General features: G+C 42.3%; 19 protein-coding genes and 1 tRNA gene. 9 read left to right on the top strand and 11 right to left on the bottom strand.

The window, feature by feature from the left end:
* Nucleotides 1-169: 169 nt before the first annotated feature.
* The 3 genes from greA to carA form a co-directional block, all read right to left on the bottom strand.
* Nucleotides 170-646 (bottom strand): transcription elongation factor GreA, encoded by a 477-nt coding sequence (gene greA / locus FTU01_RS09135; RefSeq protein ID WP_005236827.1) that lies wholly within the window; start codon nt 644-646, stop codon nt 170-172.
* An 85-nt stretch (nt 647-731) separates the two neighbouring features.
* Nucleotides 732-3962 carry a carbamoyl-phosphate synthase large subunit gene (carB, locus tag FTU01_RS09130; protein ID WP_180138843.1) on the bottom strand — a complete coding sequence of 1077 codons (3231 nt, stop codon included), beginning with the start codon at nt 3960-3962 and terminating at the stop codon, nt 732-734.
* A gap of 13 nt (nt 3963-3975) precedes the next feature.
* Nucleotides 3976-5115: a glutamine-hydrolyzing carbamoyl-phosphate synthase small subunit gene (carA, locus tag FTU01_RS09125; RefSeq protein ID WP_005236823.1), complete on the bottom strand. Its 1140-nt coding sequence runs from the start codon at nt 5113-5115 to the stop codon at nt 3976-3978.
* A 310-nt stretch (nt 5116-5425) separates the two neighbouring features.
* Between carA and FTU01_RS09120 the strand changes: the two genes are divergently transcribed.
* A complete protein-coding gene (locus tag FTU01_RS09120; protein ID WP_004784804.1) occupies nt 5426-5914 on the top strand; it encodes a hypothetical protein in 489 nt (162 codons plus the stop codon).
* Nucleotides 5915-6016: 102 nt separating this feature from the next.
* Nucleotides 6017-6241, top strand: coding sequence for a hypothetical protein (locus tag FTU01_RS09115; RefSeq protein WP_159123475.1), 225 nt, complete (start codon nt 6017-6019; stop codon nt 6239-6241).
* Between the two features lie 276 nt (nt 6242-6517).
* On the opposite strand, the gene FTU01_RS09110 is transcribed toward FTU01_RS09115, so the two are convergent.
* Nucleotides 6518-7057 (bottom strand): DOMON-like domain-containing protein, encoded by a 540-nt coding sequence (locus tag FTU01_RS09110; protein ID WP_179992809.1) that lies wholly within the window; start codon nt 7055-7057, stop codon nt 6518-6520.
* Between the two features lie 11 nt (nt 7058-7068).
* Nucleotides 7069-7392: a ribosome assembly RNA-binding protein YhbY gene (gene yhbY, locus FTU01_RS09105; protein ID WP_004784797.1), complete on the bottom strand. Its 324-nt coding sequence runs from the start codon at nt 7390-7392 to the stop codon at nt 7069-7071.
* Nucleotides 7393-7588: 196 nt separating this feature from the next.
* On the opposite strand from yhbY, the gene rlmE reads away from it, so the two are divergent.
* The 5 genes from rlmE to FTU01_RS09080 all read left to right on the top strand — a co-directional run bounded on the left by rlmE (nt 7589) and on the right by FTU01_RS09080 (nt 12333).
* A complete protein-coding gene (rlmE, locus tag FTU01_RS09100; protein WP_180138841.1) occupies nt 7589-8239 on the top strand; it encodes a 23S rRNA (uridine(2552)-2'-O)-methyltransferase RlmE in 651 nt (216 codons plus the stop codon).
* A gap of 133 nt (nt 8240-8372) precedes the next feature.
* Nucleotides 8373-10262, top strand: coding sequence for an ATP-dependent zinc metalloprotease FtsH (ftsH, locus tag FTU01_RS09095; protein WP_034170205.1), 1890 nt, complete (start codon nt 8373-8375; stop codon nt 10260-10262).
* A gap of 106 nt (nt 10263-10368) precedes the next feature.
* A complete protein-coding gene (locus FTU01_RS09090; RefSeq protein WP_180010606.1) occupies nt 10369-10983 on the top strand; it encodes a GNAT family N-acetyltransferase in 615 nt (204 codons plus the stop codon).
* 78 nt (nt 10984-11061) lie between these two features.
* Complete coding sequence (gene folP, locus FTU01_RS09085) at nt 11062-11913, top strand: dihydropteroate synthase (RefSeq protein ID WP_180138839.1); 852 nt, start codon at nt 11062-11064, stop codon at nt 11911-11913.
* Nucleotides 11914-12018: 105 nt separating this feature from the next.
* Nucleotides 12019-12333, top strand: a complete 315-nt coding sequence (locus FTU01_RS09080; RefSeq protein ID WP_125278212.1) for a DUF5713 family protein — start codon at nt 12019-12021, stop codon at nt 12331-12333.
* Between the two features lie 28 nt (nt 12334-12361).
* Here FTU01_RS09080 and FTU01_RS09075 read toward each other — a convergent pair whose 3' ends face one another.
* From FTU01_RS09075 to FTU01_RS09065, 3 genes are all read right to left on the bottom strand, one after another.
* On the bottom strand, nt 12362-13051 hold the full coding sequence (locus FTU01_RS09075) for a hypothetical protein (RefSeq protein WP_005236809.1): 690 nt from the start codon (nt 13049-13051) through the stop codon (nt 12362-12364).
* Between the two features lie 93 nt (nt 13052-13144).
* Nucleotides 13145-13230, bottom strand: a tRNA-Leu gene (locus tag FTU01_RS09070).
* A gap of 170 nt (nt 13231-13400) precedes the next feature.
* Nucleotides 13401-14129: a hypothetical protein gene (locus tag FTU01_RS09065; RefSeq protein ID WP_159123479.1), complete on the bottom strand. Its 729-nt coding sequence runs from the start codon at nt 14127-14129 to the stop codon at nt 13401-13403.
* A gap of 168 nt (nt 14130-14297) precedes the next feature.
* Here FTU01_RS09065 and FTU01_RS09060 point away from each other — a divergent pair, with 168 nt between their 5' ends.
* Nucleotides 14298-14804: a hypothetical protein gene (locus FTU01_RS09060; protein WP_159123480.1), complete on the top strand. Its 507-nt coding sequence runs from the start codon at nt 14298-14300 to the stop codon at nt 14802-14804.
* Nucleotides 14805-14842: 38 nt separating this feature from the next.
* Here the strand turns inward: FTU01_RS09060 and FTU01_RS09055 are convergent, their stop codons facing one another.
* The 3 genes from FTU01_RS09055 to FTU01_RS09045 form a co-directional block, all read right to left on the bottom strand.
* Nucleotides 14843-15121, bottom strand: a complete 279-nt coding sequence (locus tag FTU01_RS09055) for a hypothetical protein (protein WP_180138837.1) — start codon at nt 15119-15121, stop codon at nt 14843-14845.
* A gap of 55 nt (nt 15122-15176) precedes the next feature.
* Entirely contained in the window at nt 15177-16499 is a 1323-nt protein-coding gene (locus tag FTU01_RS09050; RefSeq protein ID WP_180138835.1) for a hemolysin family protein, read from the bottom strand.
* A 131-nt stretch (nt 16500-16630) separates the two neighbouring features.
* Nucleotides 16631-17620 carry a LysR family transcriptional regulator gene (locus FTU01_RS09045; protein WP_004784775.1) on the bottom strand — a complete coding sequence of 330 codons (990 nt, stop codon included), beginning with the start codon at nt 17618-17620 and terminating at the stop codon, nt 16631-16633.
* A gap of 680 nt (nt 17621-18300) precedes the next feature.
* Between FTU01_RS09045 and FTU01_RS09040 the strand changes: the two genes are divergently transcribed.
* Nucleotides 18301-19902, top strand: a complete 1602-nt coding sequence (locus FTU01_RS09040) for an isocitrate lyase (RefSeq protein WP_159123482.1) — start codon at nt 18301-18303, stop codon at nt 19900-19902.
* Nucleotides 19903-20024: the final 122 nt, after the last annotated feature.

Raw genomic sequence — 20024 nt, 5'->3', positions numbered from 1 at the left:
TAATGGAGAAATCTAATCGGTATGTTATACCTGAGAGAAGAGTGAGGAGTTATCCAAGGGTTGTAAAAGGAAAACCTCAAAAATACCCAAGAAAAAGCCAGTCAATCTCTTAACTGACTGGCATTACCTCATCTGAGGGGTCTTACAGCCTAAAATATCTAGTTAAAAATTAGATATATTCAACGCTTACAATTTCGTATTCAACTTCACCTTGTGGTGTCACGATTTTCACATCGTCGCCTTCGTTTTTACCCAGCAGGCCACGCGCGATCGGAGAGTTCACAGAGATCTTGTTGATCTTAAAGTCTGCTTCATCATCACCTACGATTTTGTAAGTTTTGCGTTCTTCAGTGTCTAGATTCTCAATAGTCACAGTGACACCAAAAACTACACGACCGTTTTGCTCCAGTTCTTTAACATCAATCACCTGGCAAGCGCCCAGTTTACCTTCGATGTCCTGAATACGGCCTTCACAGAAACCTTGCTGCTCACGCGCAGCATGATATTCCGCGTTTTCTTTTAAATCCCCATGCTCACGTGCCTCTGCAATCGCTGCAGTAATACGTGGACGATCCACAGTTTTCAGTTGGTGTAATTCTTTCTCTAAGGCAAGTTTGCCTTCGGGAGTCATAGGATAACGTTGCATAGTTGTCCCTCAGTAATAAAAATGAAAGTCTATAAATGAAAAAAAGCCCGCCACCGAGAAGGTGACGGGACTTCTCAGTAACGAATTAACCTACTGTTAAATCTTGCAAACGATATACATCCATCGGCAATTTAATTGCTAAAGCTTGGCATACAGCATCAGCACCATTCAGGGTAGTGGTATGGTATACCTTACCTTGAAGCGCAGAGCGACGGATTGAGAATGAATCCTGCTGAGCTTGTTTACCTTCAGTGGTATTGATAATGAGGTGAATTTCACCATTTTTCAAGCGGTCTACAATGTTTGGACGGCCTTCGGTTACTTTATTTACACGTTCACATTCAATACCTGCAGCTTTAATCACATCGTATGTGCCGCCAGTCGCAAGAATCTTGAAGCCAAAGTCAGCAAGCTGCTTCGCAATACCTACCGCACGTGGTTTATCAGAATCACGTACAGAGATGAATGCATGTTTCACTTCGCCTTCAGTTGGTAGACCTGGTAAACGATCGTTAGAGCCTAGAACAGCTTTGTAGAACGCTTCACCAAATGTTTTACCAACACCCATCACTTCGCCTGTTGATTTCATTTCAGGGCCAAGGATCGGGTCAACACCAGGGAATTTGTTGAATGGGAATACTGCTTCTTTCACAGAGAAGTGAGCAGGGATAATCTCTTTGGTAAAGCCTTGAGACTCAAGAGATTGGCCAGCCATACAACGTGCAGCTACTTTTGCTAAAGATTCACCGATACATTTAGAAACGAACGGAACCGTACGAGAAGCACGAGGGTTCACTTCCAGAATGTAAACATCATCACCTTTAACTGCAAACTGAACGTTCATCAAGCCTACAACGCCAAGCTCTTTAGCCATAGCGATGGTTTGACGACGCATTTCGTTTTGCACGTCTTCAGACAATGAATATGGAGGAATCGAACATGCAGAGTCACCAGAGTGAATACCGGCTTGTTCAATGTGCTGCATGATACCGCCGATCACCACGTCTTTACCGTCAGATACGCAGTCCACGTCAACTTCAATCGCATCATCAAGGAAGTGATCCAGAAGAACAGGCGCTTCATTCGATGCTTGTACAGCATCACGTAAGTAGCGTTTTAATTCTTCGTCGTTATACACGATTTCCATCGCACGACCACCAAGTACGTATGAAGGACGTACCACCAGTGGATAACCCACTTTAGCTGCTTCAGCCATACCTTCTTCAGCAGATTTAACAATGCTGTTATTCGGTTGACGAAGTTGCAGACGTTGAATCATTTGTTGGAAACGTTCACGGTCTTCTGCACGGTCAATTGCGTCTGGAGATGTACCGATAATTGGCGCACCAGCTTCTTCCAAAGCACGAGCCAGTTTCAGTGGAGTCTGACCGCCGTACTGCACGATAATACCTTTAGGTTTTTCAGTACGTACGATTTCAAGAACGTCTTCAAGTGTAATCGGTTCGAAGTACAGACGATCAGATGTGTCATAGTCAGTTGAAACCGTTTCAGGGTTACAGTTCACCATGATGGTTTCATAACCGTCGTCACGCATTGCCAGGGCAGCATGTACACAGCAGTAATCGAATTCGATACCTTGACCGATACGGTTAGGACCGCCACCAATCACCATGATCTTGTCGCGGTTAGACGGATTAGATTCACACTCTTCATCATAAGTCGAGTACATATAAGCAGTATCAGATTCGAATTCTGCTGCACATGTATCCACACGTTTGTAGACTGGAGTGACGCCCAGGTTCCAACGGTGCTTACGGAATTGTTTTTGTGAAATACCCATCAGGTTGGCAATACGGTGGTCAGATAAACCTTTACGTTTAAATGAACGGATATTGTCAGCGTTAAGATCACCAAAACCTAAAGATTTGATTTGTTCTTCAGTTTTAACGATGTCTTCGATCTGGATCAGGAACCAGCGGTCAATATTGGTTGCCACAAATACTTCATCAAGCGTGAAACCGTGACGGAATGCATCAGCCACATACCAGATACGTTCTGGACCTGGAACTTTAAGTTCTTGAAGAATCTTCTCGCGCGCACCTTCAGTACCCACTTCGATTTTTTCATCAAAACCAGTTGCACCAACTTCAAGACCGCGAAGTGCTTTGTTCACAGACTCCTGGAAGTTACGACCAATCGCCATAACTTCACCTACAGATTTCATCTGTGTAGTTAGTGTCGCATCAGCTTGCGGGAATTTTTCGAAGTTGAAACGTGGAATCTTGGTAACAACGTAGTCAATTGCTGGTTCGAACGATGCTGGAGTTGTACCGCCAGTGATGTCGTTTTTCAGCTCATCAAGGGTATAACCAACAGCCAGTTTCGCTGCGATTTTCGCAATCGGGAAACCAGTCGCTTTAGATGCCAGTGCAGATGAACGCGATACACGTGGGTTCATCTCGATGATTACCATACGACCATCTTTCGGGTTAATACCGAACTGAACGTTAGAACCACCCGTTTCAACACCGATTTCACGAAGAACTGCTAAAGATGCATTACGCATCAACTGGTATTCTTTATCAGTCAGTGTTTGTGCAGGCGCAACAGTGATCGAGTCACCGGTGTGTACGCCCATTGGGTCAAAGTTTTCGATCGCACATACAATGATACAGTTGTCGTTTTTGTCACGAACAACTTCCATCTCGTACTCTTTCCAGCCAATCAATGATTCATCGATCAATAATTGGTGAGTAGGAGAGAGGTCGAAACCGCGTTCACAGATTTCCAGGAATTCTTCACGGTTGTAAGCAATACCACCGCCTGAACCACCCATCGTAAATGATGGACGGATAATCACAGGGAAACCGAAGCGCGCTTGAATCTCAAGTGCTTCTTCCATAGATTCAGCAATAGCCGCTTTTGGACATTCCAGACCAATTTTACGCATTGCTTCGTCAAACAGTTTACGGTCTTCTGCTTTTTCGATCGCTTCTTTGGTCGCGCCGATCAGTTCAACGTTGTATTTTTCAAGAATACCGTTGGCATCCAGTGCAAGGGCACAGTTCAGTGCAGTCTGGCCACCCATCGTTGGAAGCACAGCATCTGGACGTTCTTTTTCAATAATTGCTGCAACAGTCTGCCAGGTAATCGGTTCGATATACGTCGCATCTGCCATTGCAGGGTCGGTCATAATGGTCGCTGGGTTAGAGTTCACCAGAATAACGCGGTAGCCTTCTTCACGAAGCGCTTTACATGCTTGAGCACCTGAGTAGTCAAACTCACATGCTTGACCGATGACGATCGGACCAGCACCAATGATCAAGATGCTTTTAATGTCAGTACGTTTAGCCATGATGCTTCCTTAATTACTTCTTAGATGCTTCGATAAGTTCGATGAAATGATCGAACAATGGTGCGCAGTCATGTGGACCAGGGCTTGCTTCAGGGTGACCCTGGAAGCTGAACGCAGGTTTGTCTGTACGATGGATACCTTGGTTTGTACCATCAAACAGTGAGCGATGAGTCACACGCAATACCGCAGGCAAGGTGCTTTCATCCACTGCGAAGCCGTGGTTTTGAGAAGTAATCATCACTGTACCAGTTTCGATGTTCTGTACAGGATGGTTAGCGCCATGGTGACCGTGCGGCATTTTTACCGTTTTAGCACCCGATGCAAGAGCAAGAATCTGGTGACCTAAGCAGATACCAAATACTGGAATTTCAGTTGTTTCAACAATTGTTTTTACAGCTTCAATTGCGTAGTCACATGCAGCTGGATCGCCAGGACCATTTGACAGGAATACGCCATCTGGATTTAACGCAAGTACTTTTTCAGCAGGAGTTTGTGCAGGCACCACAGTCAATTTACAGCCGCGGTCTGCGAGCATACGCAAGATGTTGGTTTTGACACCGTAGTCGTATGCAACCACATGGAATTTAAGTTCAGGTTGAGTAAAGCCTTTGCCAAGTGCCCATGAGCCTTCAGTCCATTCGAAACCGGTCGGATCACAGCATTCTTTCGCAAGGTCTAAACCACTTAAACCACCGAATGCACGTGCTTTTTCGACTGCTTCTTCTTCAGTGATGTTTTCACCCGCAAGGATACAACCGTTTTGTGCACCTTTATCACGCAAAATTCGAGTTAATCGTCGCGTGTCGATGTCAGCAATGGCAACTACATTGTGCTGTTTTAAATAATCACCGAGTGATTGATTCGCACGGAAGTTACTATGTAGTAAAGGAAGGTCACGGATAATTAAACCGTTTGCCCATACTTTATGAATACGACCTGATTCAGCGTCTTCTTCGTTGCAACCTGTGTTACCGATATGTGGGTAAGTCAGCGTTACAAGCTGCTGTGCATAACTAGGATCAGTCAAAATTTCTTGATAGCCAGTCATGGCAGTGTTGAAAACGACTTCACCAGTCGTACAACCCGATGCGCCAATTGAAGTACCTTTAAAGATAGTTCCGTCGGCAAGGGCTAAAATTGCTGGGGTGCTCAAACCAAAGCTCCTGAAATTTAGGCTGTAAAAAAGCGAGTAGACGAAAAAAAAGGAAGGTTAATTTTTAAACCTACCCTCCTATGTCTGCTCGCTTGAACTTAACACGGCATTATACGCAGAACCACCCCCCAAGTCCAATAGCTTTACAGCAAAAGTATGAGATAAATGGCTTGCTTTTTGCTTGAAAGTCTGTTTTACGAACAACGTAAAAAAATGTAAGCAATTAAGAATTGTCTAACAAATCAAATCTTAATTTTTATCAAAACTACTAATATGGATGAGTCGTAATATAACTATAGGAATAAGACACATGACTACAGCAGCGAAATCTTCCCAATCCAAGAAAAAGATCAATACCGTGGTTTCAGAAACGACTGAACAGCTTGAAAAAGTAGCAGCTGAAGCCAAAGAACAGGTGGTGGAAACCATCGAAGAAAGCAAAGAGAAACTTGAAGTCGAAGCGAAACAGCTGGGTGATACTGTGCAGGAGCAGTTACGTCAGTTGAAACAGGATCTGTTGCAACGCATCGATACTTTGAAAGAGCAGTTATTTGGTTCGCAAAAAGAACTGACTGAATTAACCAGCTTTATCAAAACCGAATTTACTGCAGTCATTGAAGACTTATCCAATATGGGTAAGGAACTGAAAGAAGATGTCAGCCAGATCTCGACCAAACATAAAGAGCATCTGACTGGTACATTCAAGCGCTCAAAAGACAGTACCATTGAAGTTCTAAAAAAGGTCAAACCCATGGTAAAAGCTGAAAGTTCAGAAAAAAGCCCTGAGCTGAAGAGTTAAGGGAAGCCGCTGATTTAAATTGCATGAAAGGAGAACTGGATACGTTCTCCTTTATCTTTTTGAGGCAAAACGGACTCACAATAATAATGAAAGGGGGTCACGATGCAGCAGCATTATTTTGTAGGTGTACTTTGTTTACTGACGCTGATTATGATGCTTAATCTGGAAAGTTGGTTGATGCGTGCACTTTATCTCGGTGTGATGATGTTATGTCTGGGATTCTTTGGACTAACTTTTGGAACGATTATCCTGATCATCTTCACGTTAACTGTAATTTTTTATGCCGCGGTAAAATCAGTGCAGGACAATTACCGCTTACATCACTAAAATGTCGAAAACAATTAAAATGAACTCTTAGTCTATCAGCTTAAATAACGTTTAAATCATTATCAAAATAGCCAGCCCTAAGTGTTGAGAGCAGGCTAATTATTTCAATTTAATATTGACCTGAATCTACGTAGAGAAAATACAGAAAAATATTTTCTTCAAGCTATAACAGCGAACTTTGAGCGGATGAGCCGGAAAAGCCCATAAAAAAACGTGAGACTTTAATGCTCACGTTTTTTAATATCTTTGTTATCCAGCAAATGCTTTTAATCTGCATTAAAAGACATGCAGCCAATCCCGTTTATTGTGGAAGTCTGCTTCTGGGCTGCTGTGCTGCATCGCAAAGTATTGATCACCTTGTGAGGTTTTTAATACTGCTGTCAGACCAATAAACAGGTCTGCCCATTTAAGTTTATGCTCAACCATAAACTCGGTCAGATCCAGACTGACATTCAGACCATAATGGGTACGTTTAAGCTGATTCAGTTCGATATCGTATGCAGCAGGTGGCGGCATATCTTCCGGATAGCGATATTCCTCAAACTGATAGGCTTGCCAAGCCTGAGAAGGAGAGAGATTGATTTCACGATAATAATCTTCACCCTGAACCCCGATAAAGATTTCAAAGCAGGTCTGTTCCCACAAAAAATTACGACGGGGATGTGCAGTAACCATTTCTGGCCACAGCACGTACTGGTTGGGATCGCGCAACCAAAATCCGACATTCAAGCTGCATGGATTTTGCTGTTCGATGGCACCGACCAATGAGATTGCCTGAAAACGGCGATCAAATGCGCTGAGTTCGTAACTGGCCATAAATCCTGTACTTAGTTAGAAAGATGGGCAAAACGGACAAGATTGGATAACTTCTGGTTTTGCTTTGGTGCTTTCTTGTAAAGCAGCGCAATTTTACCAATAGTTTGTACCACTTCAGCACCTGTAGTTTCTGAAAGTTCAGCAATGAGTGCTGCACGTGCTTCACGGTCTTCAGCCACCACTTTTACTTTAATGAGTTCGTGATCATTAAGGGCACGATTTAGCTCTTCAACTACAGATTCAGTTAAGCCTTTGTCACCAAGCATTACAACCGGGTTTAATGCATGTCCAATTTGACGTAAACGCTTACGTTCCTGAATAGATAAAGACGCCATGAGAGATAACCTGATTTTTAAAACGGCTTAGTATAGCAAAAGCGAAAAATAAACGCTGTAAATTCTCAGGAAATAATCACTTGTAAATAATCGCAAATTACACCGGAATACTCAGATTTAGATACACATGTATACTGCAAAAAATGTGTTTTTCCCGTACAATGAATCATTAGAAGTTTTTTTTATTTAGAGAGTTATGGCAACACGCATTACCAACCAAAAGTTATCTAAAAGTAGTCGTGCGTGGATGAGAGAGCATCTTGATGACTTTTATGTGAAAAAAGCACAAAAAGAAGGTTATCGTGCCCGTGCTGCGTACAAGTTGCTAGAAATTCAGGAAAAATACGGCATTATCAAACCCGGCATGACGGTAGTGGACTTGGGTGCTGCCCCAGGAAGCTGGTCCCAGATTGCCGGAAAACTGGTCGGTGATAAAGGTCTGGTGATTGCATCAGACATCTTGGAAATGGATGCGCTACCTGATGTGACTTTCTTGCAGGGCGATTTCCGTGAACAAGAAGTATTCGATAAATTGTTAAATATTTTAAACGGACGCACAGTAGACGTTGTAATTTCAGATATGGCCCCCAATACATCAGGTAATAGAGCTGTAGATCAACCTCGTCAGATTTATTTATGTGAACTTGCTCTGGATTTTGCCAACAAGGTACTCGGTCCCAAAGGACAGTTTGTAGTGAAAGTATTCCAGGGTTCAGGTTTTGATGAATTTCGTAAAGAAGTCGTCAACAGTTTTGATGTATTGAAGACGATTAAACCTGCTGCATCACGTGCCCGTTCGAAAGAAGTGTTTCTGGTCGGACAGGGACGCAAGAAGACTTTGAAATAAAGTTTACTTGCCAACACGTTAAAAATTGTGCATTTTGTAGGTTTTTACATTATTGCAAATTGATTTGCAGCTTATTGATTAAGGTCACCCTTCGAGGGCATGATCAAATTAGATTGGAATGGGAAATAAAGCTTTGAGCGATCTTTTTAAGAATGCCGTATTGTGGCTCGTGATACTGGGTGTGCTGGTGTTAATCTTCAGCAACGTCAGTGACCGCAATCAACCGACTACAATGAACTATTCGGAGTTCGTTGCCGCGGTCAATGCTGGCCAAATTAAACAAGTTACAATTGATGGCGAAAGAATTCGCGGTGAAAAATCAAACGGTTCAGAGTTTGAAAGCATTCGCCCGGCAGTTCAAGACCCAGAACTGATGCCAAGCCTGATTAAAAATAATGTGGTCGTTGAAGGTGAAGCGCCTCAACGTCAAGGCTTGCTCATGCAATTGCTGATTGCAAGTTTCCCTGTGCTTCTAATCATTTTGTTATTCATGTTCTTTATGCGCAACATGGGTGGCGGTGCAGGCGGCAAGAATGGCCCAATGAGCTTTGGTAAATCTAAAGCGAAAATGCTATCTGAAGACCAGATCAAAGTAACATTTACTGATGTGGCGGGTTGTGATGAAGCAAAACAGGAAGTAGTCGAAATTGTTGACTTCCTAAAAGATCCTGCAAAATTCAAACGCTTGGGTGCGACTATTCCTAAAGGCGTCCTGATGGTGGGTCCTCCAGGTACAGGTAAAACCTTGCTCGCTAAAGCCATTGCAGGTGAAGCAAAAGTTCCATTCTTTAGTATCTCAGGTTCTGACTTCGTTGAAATGTTTGTGGGTGTCGGTGCATCTCGTGTACGTGACATGTTCGAACAGGCAAAACGACATGCACCATGTATCATCTTCATTGATGAGATTGATGCAGTCGGTCGTCATCGTGGTTCAGGTACAGGTGGCGGTCATGATGAACGTGAACAGACTTTGAACCAGATGCTGGTGGAGATGGACGGTTTCGAAGGCAATGAAGGTATTATCGTCATCGCAGCAACTAACCGTGCTGACGTACTGGATAAAGCCTTACTTCGTCCAGGTCGTTTCGACCGTCAGGTAATGGTAGGTCTGCCAGATATTAAAGGTCGTGAGCAAATCCTGAATGTACACTTGAAGAAACTTCCTTCTACTACAGGTGTAGATGTCAAAGTTCTTGCTCGTGGTACGCCAGGCTTCTCAGGTGCACAGTTGGCGAATCTTGTAAACGAAGCGGCATTATTTGCTGCCCGTCGTAACAAGAACACAGTCGATATGCATGACTTTGAAGATGCGAAAGACAAACTGTACATGGGTCCTGAACGTAAATCGATGGTACTTCGTGAAGAAGAACGTCGTGCTACGGCTTACCATGAAGCAGGTCATGCGATTGTGGCAGAAATGCTTCCAGGTACAGACCCTGTGCATAAAGTTACCATCATGCCGCGTGGCTGGGCATTGGGTGTTACCTGGCAGTTGCCTGAATTTGACCAGACTAGCCATTATAAAGACAAAATGTTGAATGAACTTTCAATCCTGTTCGGTGGTCGTATCGCAGAGGAAGTCTTCATTAACCAGATGTCGACTGGTGCTTCGAATGACTTTGAACGTGCAACTAAAATGGCACGTGCAATGGTGACCAAATATGGTATGTCGGACAAGTTAGGCGTCATGGTCTATGAAGATGACTCTCAACAGTCATTTATGGGTAGCATTGGTACCCGTACGATTTCTGAGGCAACCCAACAACAGGTAGATGCGGAAGTTCGTCGCATCATTGATGAGCAATACAAGGTTGCGCGCGATATCCTTGAAAACAACAAAGATATTGCCCATGCCATGGTGAAAGCGCTACTTGAATGGGAAACAATTGATCGTGAACAGATTCGTGACATTATGGAAGGTCGTGAGCCAAAACCACCTAAAGTTTATGTTTCAGACAATCCAGTGATTGATGTAACACCGACTGATGGTCCAATGACTCCTCCGCCATTACCAGCGAACTAAGTTAAAAATTAAAACCACCTTCGGGTGGTTTTTTTATGGCCATTGTTTTGTCATATCTAGTTGAATGCTATAGTCAATTCATAAAAATCACTGAGTAAAAATAAGAATGACTTTACCTGTTCTGGAATCCAGTATTTATCAGCTACGTTTGGAGCCACTGAGCTGGGAACATTTTGCAGACTTAGAAAATGCATGTGCCGAAGGGGACTTGGGGGAAGTGTTATATAATTCGGTACCTTACCTACATAAACTTAAACACTACTTTACCCAAGCTTTTGAACAGCAGTCCAAAGGTGAAAGAATGGCTTTTGCTGTGATTGATCTGAATTCGGGTCGCGCTATTGGTACCACTAGTTATCATGATATCAAGCCGGAAATTCCACGTGTTGAAATTGGCTTTACCTGGTATGCCAAACCTTATCAACGAACCTATGTAAACCGGGTCTGTAAATATCTTTTGCTGCAGCATGCATTTGAAGAGCTGAATGCTCAAGTGGTAGGCTTTCGGACTGATCATCTGAATCTTAAAAGTCAAAAAGCTATTGAAGCTCTGGGTGCCAAACAGGATGGCATCATTAGATGTCATATGCTGCGTAAAGATGGCATGACACTCAGAGATAGTTATATCTATAGTATTTTAAAAAGCGAATGGGTTGATGTAAAAGCGTTACTGCAATCCAAGCTGATGCAATATTCCAATAAGAACTATTTTGAAATCTAGCTATTGAATAGATTGAGCTTTGCTTTATTGATCTTTCCATAAGACAATACCGGGGTTATTGTGAACTAGGATTGAACCATGCAGCTGAAGCCACTACGACCACAGATCTGGACTTTCGGTCATTTGAAACTGGATTTGTCTCAGCCGCATGTGATGGGAATTTTAAATGTGACTCCGGATTCCTTTAGCGATGGGGGGCTGCACAATCAGAAAGATCAGGCAGTAGTAAAAGCCCTGGAAATGATTGCTGATGGTGCCACCGTAATTGATGTGGGTGGTGAATCTACACGTCCAGGTGCATCAGTCGTGGAAGTTGAAGAAGAAATCCGTCGTGTTGTGCCTGTAGTTGAAGAACTGGCCAAGCATGATGTGATCATCTCGATTGATACTTCACAGCCAGAAGTGATTAAAGCAGCCGTGAAAGCGGGTGCACATATCTGGAATGATGTACGCGCGCTCACTCGTCCACAAGCGTTAGAGACGGCAGCAGAACTGAATATTCCGGTGATCATCATGCATATGCGTGGTGAGCCGACTACGATGAATAATCTGGATCAGTATGATGATGTGACTCAGGATGTGATTCGGGAACTGTCACAACGGGTTCAAGATGCTCTAGATGTGGGTGTTAAAGCTGAACATATCATGATTGATCCTGGTTTTGGATTTGCAAAAAATGCCCAGCAAAATTTAAAGCTGTTGCAAGAGTTTTATAAATTGACAGAAATGGGCTATCCGATTTTGTCTGCTTTATCCCGCAAACGTTTTATTGGTGCTGCTCTGAATGGTGCAGAACCACAAGCACGTGCAGTAGGTTCGGCTGCGGCGCATTTGCTGAGCATTCAGCAAGGTGCCTGTATGGTTCGAGCACATGATGTCAAGGTAACAGCAGACGCCATCAAAATCTGGAAAGCTATGCAAAATGTCTAAATCTGGGCTGAAAGACATATAGGAGCACAAGCTGTTTGGCTTTTAAACAGCAATGTGCTATACAGGCACGCTTAAGTTAGATTGTCATCTTTTAGAGTGCCTGTAATGTTTGCAGATTTACTTCTCCCCATGTTCGATGATGAATATTATCCCGATATTCTGGTTGCAGAAATCAAGCAACACATCGAACGTTTTGCTTCAAAAGTATCTAAATCCGGTTTATCAGATCAGGATGTATATCAGCTGGCCCATGAGACTGTGGCAGACATCAATGCCATGAAGCCACAGTTTGAAGATCTGGACTCTTCTCTGGATGATACTGCCGCAGACTATATTGCCGAGGCCATGATGATGGTCGTGCAAGAGCAGGGTCTGTTTGATATTGAAATGGAAGAACTGGTCGTTAATCGCGAATGGTAAAAAAAGCCCTGTTAAACAGGGCTTTTTTTTAATAATCTGAAAATACGTCTTTTAAATTTTTATAATGAATTTCATCCAGTAATTTCTGCTCTTCCAGCATGCAGCTATGATGCAAATCCAGATAATACTGTTTTAAATCTTTTTGATAAGGCACCGGTTCCGGCTCTTTGCTTTGCGATTGCTGATAAGACCAGTAAGCCAGCTGACGGATTTTCTGCAAACGTACCAATAGGGTGCTGCGAGTCGAAACTCTAAAGCAGGGCTCAACTAAAACCGGTACGAGGCTACTGAAAGCAAGTAGGGCCAAACAAGGCAAGGTAATAAATGCTGAGTGAAAATACTGATAATTTATAAATGACAGAATCGCAATCAGGGTTTGCATATACAGGCAGAGTTGCAAACGCTTGGCATAGCGAACAGAACTGTATTTCGCCTGAAACTGGGCGCGCCAGATATAAGGATAGAGCATGCCGATCATTACAATAGTACCTGCACTAAGCGCCTGATATTTTGAAGTCACAAAGTCAGGGTAAAACGGCAGCGAAAAGCACAGGCAACAAAATCCTGTGATCATGATCAGAATACCAATACGTAAATACAGATAGAGATCAGTGGTCTGGTTCAAATATTTATAACGGCCATAGCTGAGGCTGCAAAAGAATGCATCAGGATGGCGTAATTGCAATCTGGCTAGATCAAAAGAACGGGATGCAGACATGGGAAGGGCACATTCTATTGGTGATAATCACGCATAAAAAAAACCAGCTGAATGCTGGAGATTTTCATTGCACCATTCTAATCAGAATTAAAATGGTGCCCGAGGCCAGACTCGAACTGGCACGCTTTGTGGGCGGGGGATTTTAAATCCCCTGTGTCTACCGATTTCACCACTCGGGCATGTGCGCAATAATAGAGGACGAAATAAAGCTTGGCAAGTAAATTTCAATACGTTTGCTTTATTTTCAAGCAATTCAGTAGTTTAAATTAAAAAATTAAATCCATAGTGCTAGATGATAAGCGTGAGAAGTCATGTAATTTTCTATTTCAGGCCGTGATTCATAAAACATTTACAGGTGCTCGTCCAGATAAGTATCGATATCGATGTATTTAATCTTCTTGCACTGCTCATGTTCCAGTTTAAACAAGCGGGTATGTAAATCCGCATAGTGCTGAAGCTGATTTTTCAATTCTTCATTTGGGGAGGTCGGCTTGGAATGAAAAAATAATTTCAGACGTAGTTTCCAGGTTTGTTGATAAGCCCAGAAACAGATGCGACGTAACTGCTGCAGTTGATATTGTTCAGTGCTATTGGTAGCAGGGCGGAACATATTTTCTTTATAGAACCGTACAAAACCAAAACTGATCCCGAAAAAGAATAGAATCCACATGGTCATACTGCTTTGTAGAAAAACCAGATTCAGCGCTTCCAGCACAATGACTACAGTGAGTTTAATCGGTGTATGTCTTAAAAACTGATAGAGGGAATGAGAAGAGTGCCGGATCTGCTTGATCACTAGTGGAACCACCAGCATCAGAAATAACAGAATAGTCAGAATTGCATAAGCTTGCGCCTGAAAGTCTGGGGCAGTTGATAGCTTAGAGGAATAAACATCTTTGAGAACCAGGCTAATCGGTACAAAGATCATGGCAGCCAGCACCCAGGGAATCAGTTCCTTGAGATCACTTAAAATACCCTTGGTCTTGATCTGGCCATAAAACAGATAATTTCTTTTGAAGGCAGCGGGATAAAGCAGTTTAAGTTGCTGCAATAAAAGATCAATCTGTTTGGTTTGCATGATAAAAAGTAAATAAGAAACTTGCCGCCTACTATAGCCAATTTACGCCAGAATGATAGAGATGATCCGGATTTTGCAATTATTAGAGTTGAAGCTAAAGATTTTAATTTTTTAGTGAGGATTTATGCGAAAATAGTCCATTGCATATTTATTTTTTAGGGACAGTTTATGACTGATCAATCTCCTGCGACGCTAAGCGACATCGAAATTTTAGACATCCTTCAAACCATGAAGAATGATGAGCTAGATACGGAAGCAAAAGAAGTTATTCGTCAGGGTGGTAAAGCGGGTCGTCAGGAAGCGCATAAACAGGCGCTGGTTGTATTGAATCAGTCATTTGAAGAAAAATTTGTTGAAGCAGTTTCTCTGGCCCTGAATCTGAATGAAGCCCAAATCAAAAAAATCCGCTATAAGAAAGACCGTATCCGTATTTTAAAAGCGCGTGGCGTTGATTACCTGGCAATTGATGGTGCGGAAACTGCCTTTGTACTGGCACAGATTGCACAGGCGATTCTACGTGAAGATGCGGTCGTCACTCATGACTTACATAATATTTTCCCATTCTGGAAAGAAGGCTGGCCAATGGTGCAATTTGATAATACCTACAAAATTTTGCAGGAAGATATCCAGATCCATTATCAGGCAGTCCTTGAAGCACTTTTATCAAAAATCTAAACTGAATTGAATGTAAAGAAGCACCTTCGGGTGCTTTTTTAATGAGAATAAAATAGGGAAAGCAGCCAACGCACAGGAAAGATAAACAGCCGCCACCAGGTGATGAGTGGATAATAAAAATATTCGCCTATTCTTAAAGTCGAATCAAATCCTTGCCGACGCCGCTCATAAGGATAGGGAGTCAGCCAGATTGAAAGTAAAATGAGCACAATTGCTAGGATCAGAAATACAGGCTGTTGATCTTGCATAAAGAAGAAATAGATTAAATATAAGGCCGAATAAAAACTCAGACAGACGAGTAGCGCAGCAATATTCATAAAAGTCTCATTATTATTGTTTTTCGAGTTTTAAAAAAATTGAAGAAGAACCAGATTATTCTGATTCTTCTGTCGGTGGCTTTTTCACTTCTAGCATACGTGTAACCAGTAACTGGTCAATCTTGAAATGATCAACATCGACAACTTCAAACTTATAACCCGCATGTAGCACAATATCTGCAGGACGTGGAATCTTGCGCAGCTTGAACATCATAAAACCAGCCAGAGTTTCATAATTCTCTTCATCTGGCATTTCATCAATTTCCAGCGCATGTTTGATGTCTTCAATAGGCGTACTGCCATCAATCAGCCATGAATTGCTGTCACGCTTAATGATCTGCTGGTCTTCTTCCAGGGGAGTAACCCAGTCGCCCATCACGGTAATCATGATGTCGGAAAGGGTAATGACACCTACGACCAAGGCATATTCATTAATAACGACTGCAAACTTTTCCTTGGTCGAACGAAAACGGTCAAGTAATTCAGATAAGGTTAGCGTATCTGGAATGGTCAGAACCGTACGGATGGTATTTTCATTCAACTGAAGTAAAGACTGATTATTCAGAATACGAACCAGAATATCCTTGGAGTCGACATAGCCAATTACATCGTCGATATTTTCATTACAGACCAGGAACTTGGAATAAGGAAATTCAGCCAGTTTCTGGCGAATACTGGCTTCAGATTCTTTCAAGGTAAAGAACACCACATTTTCACGAGTGGTCATACTGGAAGGAACATTACGTTCTTCAAGCTCAAACACGTTCTCAATAAAGTGATGTTCCTGTTTCTGTAACACACCTGCCTGAGCACCCGCATCCATTACCGCAGAAATATCCGCAAAGGTAATATTATCATCTCGGATGGTATTCACTTTAAATAAGCGGAACAACAGGTTCGCAATGGCATTGATGAACCAGGCCAGTGGTTTACAGATTTTGATAAATACCTGAATTGGATTAATCACCAAGACAGAAATTTTTTCTGGAGCGATCATGGCCAGACGTTTCGGCATCAAGTCCGCAAACAGAATAAATAATGAAGTAACTGCAGTGAAGGACAGGCTGAACGCAATCGTTTCAGTCCAGGGACCTTGATAAAATCTGGAAAGTAAATTGATGATATAAGGGCGGAAGGCGCCTTCACCTAAAATACCGCCTAAAATGGCAACGGCGTTTAAGCCGATTTGGGAAGCTGCAAAAAAGTCAGCAGAGTTTTCTTGTAAATCTAAAACTTTTTGAGCGCGAATATCTCCCGATTCAGCCAAAATTTTTAATTTGACCTTACGGGCACCTGCAAGCGCGATTTCTGTTAATGATAAAAAACCGGCCCCCGCGATGAGTAATAAGATAATCACGATGTTTTGAAAGAGGCTCACGAATCCACCTGTGGATTAATATGATCTAGCTAAAAATATTTTTAACACAAAAAAAGACTTGAGGTACAAATAAAGCAACTCAAGTCTCTAGAGTATAAGCTTAAAAATGAGCAATTTAGCTAATATTCAATTTAATAATGCGAAAATTGCGAATTATTCATTAAAAATTCACGATTTTCTTCTTCGATCATCTGACGGGCTACATACAGAATCAGCTGACGTAACCAGCGATGGGCGGGATGATGATGCAATAAAGGACACCACGCCATCTTCAATTCAAACTCAGGAATATAGAATGGTGGATCTTTAATGAGTAAGTTCTGGTTTTTGGCTTGCAGACGTGCAATACGGGTCGGTAATGTTGCTACAAGATCGACATTGGCAGCCAGAAGACCAGGCATCTGATAATGACGGGTAAATACCGAAATCTTACGTTTTTGGCCAATACGTTCAAGAGCCTGATCAATCCAGCCGAGACCCGCCTGTTTCTCAGGGTTTACCCCAAAGCCAACGCCCATACCGGTTTTCGATACCCAGATATGCTGTGCATCCAGATAGCTTTTCAGATTCAGGTTGCCCGCAGCCGGATGCTTGTTATTTAACAGGCAAGAAAAGCTGTCACGCCAAACCAGTACCTGATGGAAGCTTTGCGGAATTTCATTAAAACGGTTAATCGCCAGATCAACTTTACCTTGTTCCATGTCACGATAGGACACATCACTTGGCGTTAAGAAGTCGAGAACCACATTCGGTGCTTCTGAACGTAATGCTTTCACCAGGCGTGGTACCAGTGTGGCTTCAGCATAATCTGAAGTCATGATGCGGAAGACACGGTTTGAAGTATAAGGACGGAACTCGGTACGCGGTTCCAGAATCATGGAAAGATCCGCTAAGGCATCACGGATACGAGGTTGGAGTTCTAGTGCACGTTCTGTTGGGGTCATACCTTCAGAAGAGCGAATCAGGAGGGGATCATTAAATAAATTTCGTAAGCGACGTAAAATGTTACTCATCGCAGGCTGGGTTACCCCAAGTTGTTCTGCTGCACGCGTGACATTTTTTTCACGTAGAAGTACGTCAAGATAAATGAGGAGATTAAGATCGACCCGCTCCAGATTCATAAAAAAAATACCGAAAATAAAATTATGAAATTATATGGATTATGCCATAACTACTATAGCTTGTGTACGCAACTGATGAAAAAAAGCCCAGCTGATTGTACTGAAATACCTTTTTAGAGTCTCTTTCACCGCAGATTTTGCCAGCCTGAATCCTTCTCTATTTTTAAAAGCAGAAAGGAAATCTGGCTGCCTCTAAAACGAAAGAAAGGTATTTCTGAAAAACAGAGGGAATTAGCAAATAATGTGCCAGGTTTGATAAAAAATATTTCAACAAATAAATGAAAAATAATTCCTTTGAAATAAGTATTCTAGGTTTTAAGTCTCATAAAATAAACAAAAATTGCTGAAATTAGGCGCTGCTAAAGTCTTGCAAGACTTAAGTCTAATGAATATTTTTTGCTCTTATTGCTGATGTTTTAGACAAAATCCAATTTCAAAAATTCAAAAATAAAATATAAAATACAATAACTTATGAAAAATTGATCAATATATAATTAGACTTTCATCTACATATTTTTTAAATAAATAATGATAATTCTTGCAGAATATTGGATTAATTTTTCGAAGCCCACTAATCTTTAGCTATCCCAACGGATCGTCGAAAATCTGAACAAGTCATTGAGGGTGTGATTTGAGCGGTTCGTTGCAGAAAAATCCTAATATTAATACAGGAATATATCATGACTACATACCAAACAGCGATTGATGCAATCCGCGAATTAAAAGCGAAATTCGGTAACACTTGGGCAGACATCAGTCCTGAAGATGCTGCGCGTATGCAACTTCAAAACCGTTTCAAAACTGGTTTAGACATTGCTAAATATACAGCGGCGATTATGCGTCGTGATATGGCTGCTTATGATGCAGACTCTAGCAAATACACTCAATCACTAGGCTGCTGGCACGGTTTCATCGCTCAGCAAAAAATGATTGCGAACAAAAAATACTTCGGTACAACTGAACGTCGCTATATCTACCTTTCTGGCTGGATGGTTGCTGCACTTCGTTCAGAATTCGGTCCTCTTCCTGACCAATCTATGCACGAAAAAACTTCTGTTCCTGCATTGATCGAAGAAATCTACACATTCTTACGTCAAGCTGATGCGAAAGAACTGAACGACCTGTTCCGCGCACTTAAAAAAGCTCAAGACGCTGGTGATACAGCTAAAGCTGCTGAAATCACTTCACAAATCGACAACTTCCAAACTCACGTTGTGCCAATCATTGCGGACATCGACGCTGGTTTCGGTAACGAAGAAGCGACTTACTTACTAGCTAAGAAAATGATCGAAGCGGGTGCTTGTGCACTTCAAATCGAAAACCAGGTTTCTGACGCGAAACAATGTGGTCACCAAGCTGGTAAAGTTACAGTTCCACACGAAGACTTCATCGCGAAAATCCACGCTCTTCGCTATGCATTCCTTGAAATGGGTCTTGACGACGGTATCATCGTTGCACGTACTGACTCTGAAGGCGCTGACTTGACTCAAAAAATCCCAGTGGTTAAAGAGCCAGGCGACATCGCTTCTCAATACATCAGCTACTTAGACACTCAAGAAATTGACATCTCTGAAGCGCAAGAAGATGAAATCCTGATCAAACGTGATGGTAAACTTCACCGTCCTAAACGTCTTGCTTCTGGCTTGTACCAGTTCCGTGAAGGCACTCAGATCGACCGCGTTGTACTTGACTGTATCACTAGCTTACAAAACGGTGCTGACCTTCTTTGGATCGAAACTGCGACTCCAAACGTAGCTGAAATCGCTCACATGGTTAACCGTGTACGTGAAGTTGTGCCAAATGCGAAACTTGTTTACAACAACTCTCCATCATTCAACTGGACACTGAACTTCCGTCAACAAGCGTACGACCGTTGGGTTGCTGAAGGTAAAGACGTATCTGCATACGACCGCGCTAAACTGATGAGCGCTGAGTACGATGATTCTGAATTGGCTGCTGAAGCTGACGAAAAAGTTCGTACATTCCAAGCAGACGCTTCTCGTGAAGCAGGTGTGTTCCACCACTTGATCACTCTGCCTACTTATCACACAGCTGCTCTTTCTACTCACGAGCTTGCTCAAGGTTACTTCGGTTCTGAAGGTATGTTGGCGTATGTTGCTGGCGTACAACGTAAAGAAATCCGCGGTGGTATCGCTTGTGTGAAACACCAAGCAATGGCTGGTTCTGACATCGGTGACGACCACAAAGAAATCTTCGCTGGTGACAACGCGCTTAAAGCGGGTGACGATGCGAAAAACACAATGAACCAATTCTCTGCTTAATCAGCTCTGAATCGATTCTAAAAAAACCCTGCGCAAGCAGGGTTTTTTTATGCCTAAAATAAAAATAATAACCTTATAAATTGTTGAAATAGCTAGATGAAAGGCAAAATCTTCATATTTTC

The organism is Acinetobacter sp. YH12043, from assembly GCF_013419915.1.
Lineage (GTDB): Bacteria > Pseudomonadota > Gammaproteobacteria > Pseudomonadales > Moraxellaceae > Acinetobacter.
Note: the sequence above shows the minus strand (reverse complement) of the source record. Positions and strands in the feature narration are given on the sequence as shown.

Excerpts from the sequence above, each read along its gene's own strand:
- folP (WP_180138839.1), top strand. The coding sequence starts at position 11,062 with ATGCAGCTGAAGCCACTACGACCACAGATCTGGACTTTCGGTCATTTG.
- FTU01_RS09060 (WP_159123480.1), top strand. The coding sequence starts at position 14,298 with ATGACTGATCAATCTCCTGCGACGCTAAGCGACATCGAAATTTTAGAC.
- FTU01_RS09090 (WP_180010606.1), top strand. The coding sequence starts at position 10,369 with ATGACTTTACCTGTTCTGGAATCCAGTATTTATCAGCTACGTTTGGAG.
- FTU01_RS09055 (WP_180138837.1), bottom strand. The coding sequence starts at position 15,121 with ATGAATATTGCTGCGCTACTCGTCTGTCTGAGTTTTTATTCGGCCTTA.
- FTU01_RS09110 (WP_179992809.1), bottom strand. The coding sequence starts at position 7,057 with ATGGCCAGTTACGAACTCAGCGCATTTGATCGCCGTTTTCAGGCAATC.
- yhbY (WP_004784797.1), bottom strand. The coding sequence starts at position 7,392 with ATGGCGTCTTTATCTATTCAGGAACGTAAGCGTTTACGTCAAATTGGA.
- FTU01_RS09045 (WP_004784775.1), bottom strand. The coding sequence starts at position 17,620 with ATGAATCTGGAGCGGGTCGATCTTAATCTCCTCATTTATCTTGACGTA.
- FTU01_RS09115 (WP_159123475.1), top strand. The coding sequence starts at position 6,017 with ATGCAGCAGCATTATTTTGTAGGTGTACTTTGTTTACTGACGCTGATT.
- FTU01_RS09040 (WP_159123482.1), top strand. The coding sequence starts at position 18,301 with ATGACTACATACCAAACAGCGATTGATGCAATCCGCGAATTAAAAGCG.
- greA (WP_005236827.1), bottom strand. The coding sequence starts at position 646 with ATGCAACGTTATCCTATGACTCCCGAAGGCAAACTTGCCTTAGAGAAA.
- carB (WP_180138843.1), bottom strand. The coding sequence starts at position 3,962 with ATGGCTAAACGTACTGACATTAAAAGCATCTTGATCATTGGTGCTGGT.
- FTU01_RS09120 (WP_004784804.1), top strand. The coding sequence starts at position 5,426 with ATGACTACAGCAGCGAAATCTTCCCAATCCAAGAAAAAGATCAATACC.
- FTU01_RS09065 (WP_159123479.1), bottom strand. The coding sequence starts at position 14,129 with ATGCAAACCAAACAGATTGATCTTTTATTGCAGCAACTTAAACTGCTT.
- FTU01_RS09080 (WP_125278212.1), top strand. The coding sequence starts at position 12,019 with ATGTTTGCAGATTTACTTCTCCCCATGTTCGATGATGAATATTATCCC.
- FTU01_RS09075 (WP_005236809.1), bottom strand. The coding sequence starts at position 13,051 with ATGTCTGCATCCCGTTCTTTTGATCTAGCCAGATTGCAATTACGCCAT.
- rlmE (WP_180138841.1), top strand. The coding sequence starts at position 7,589 with ATGGCAACACGCATTACCAACCAAAAGTTATCTAAAAGTAGTCGTGCG.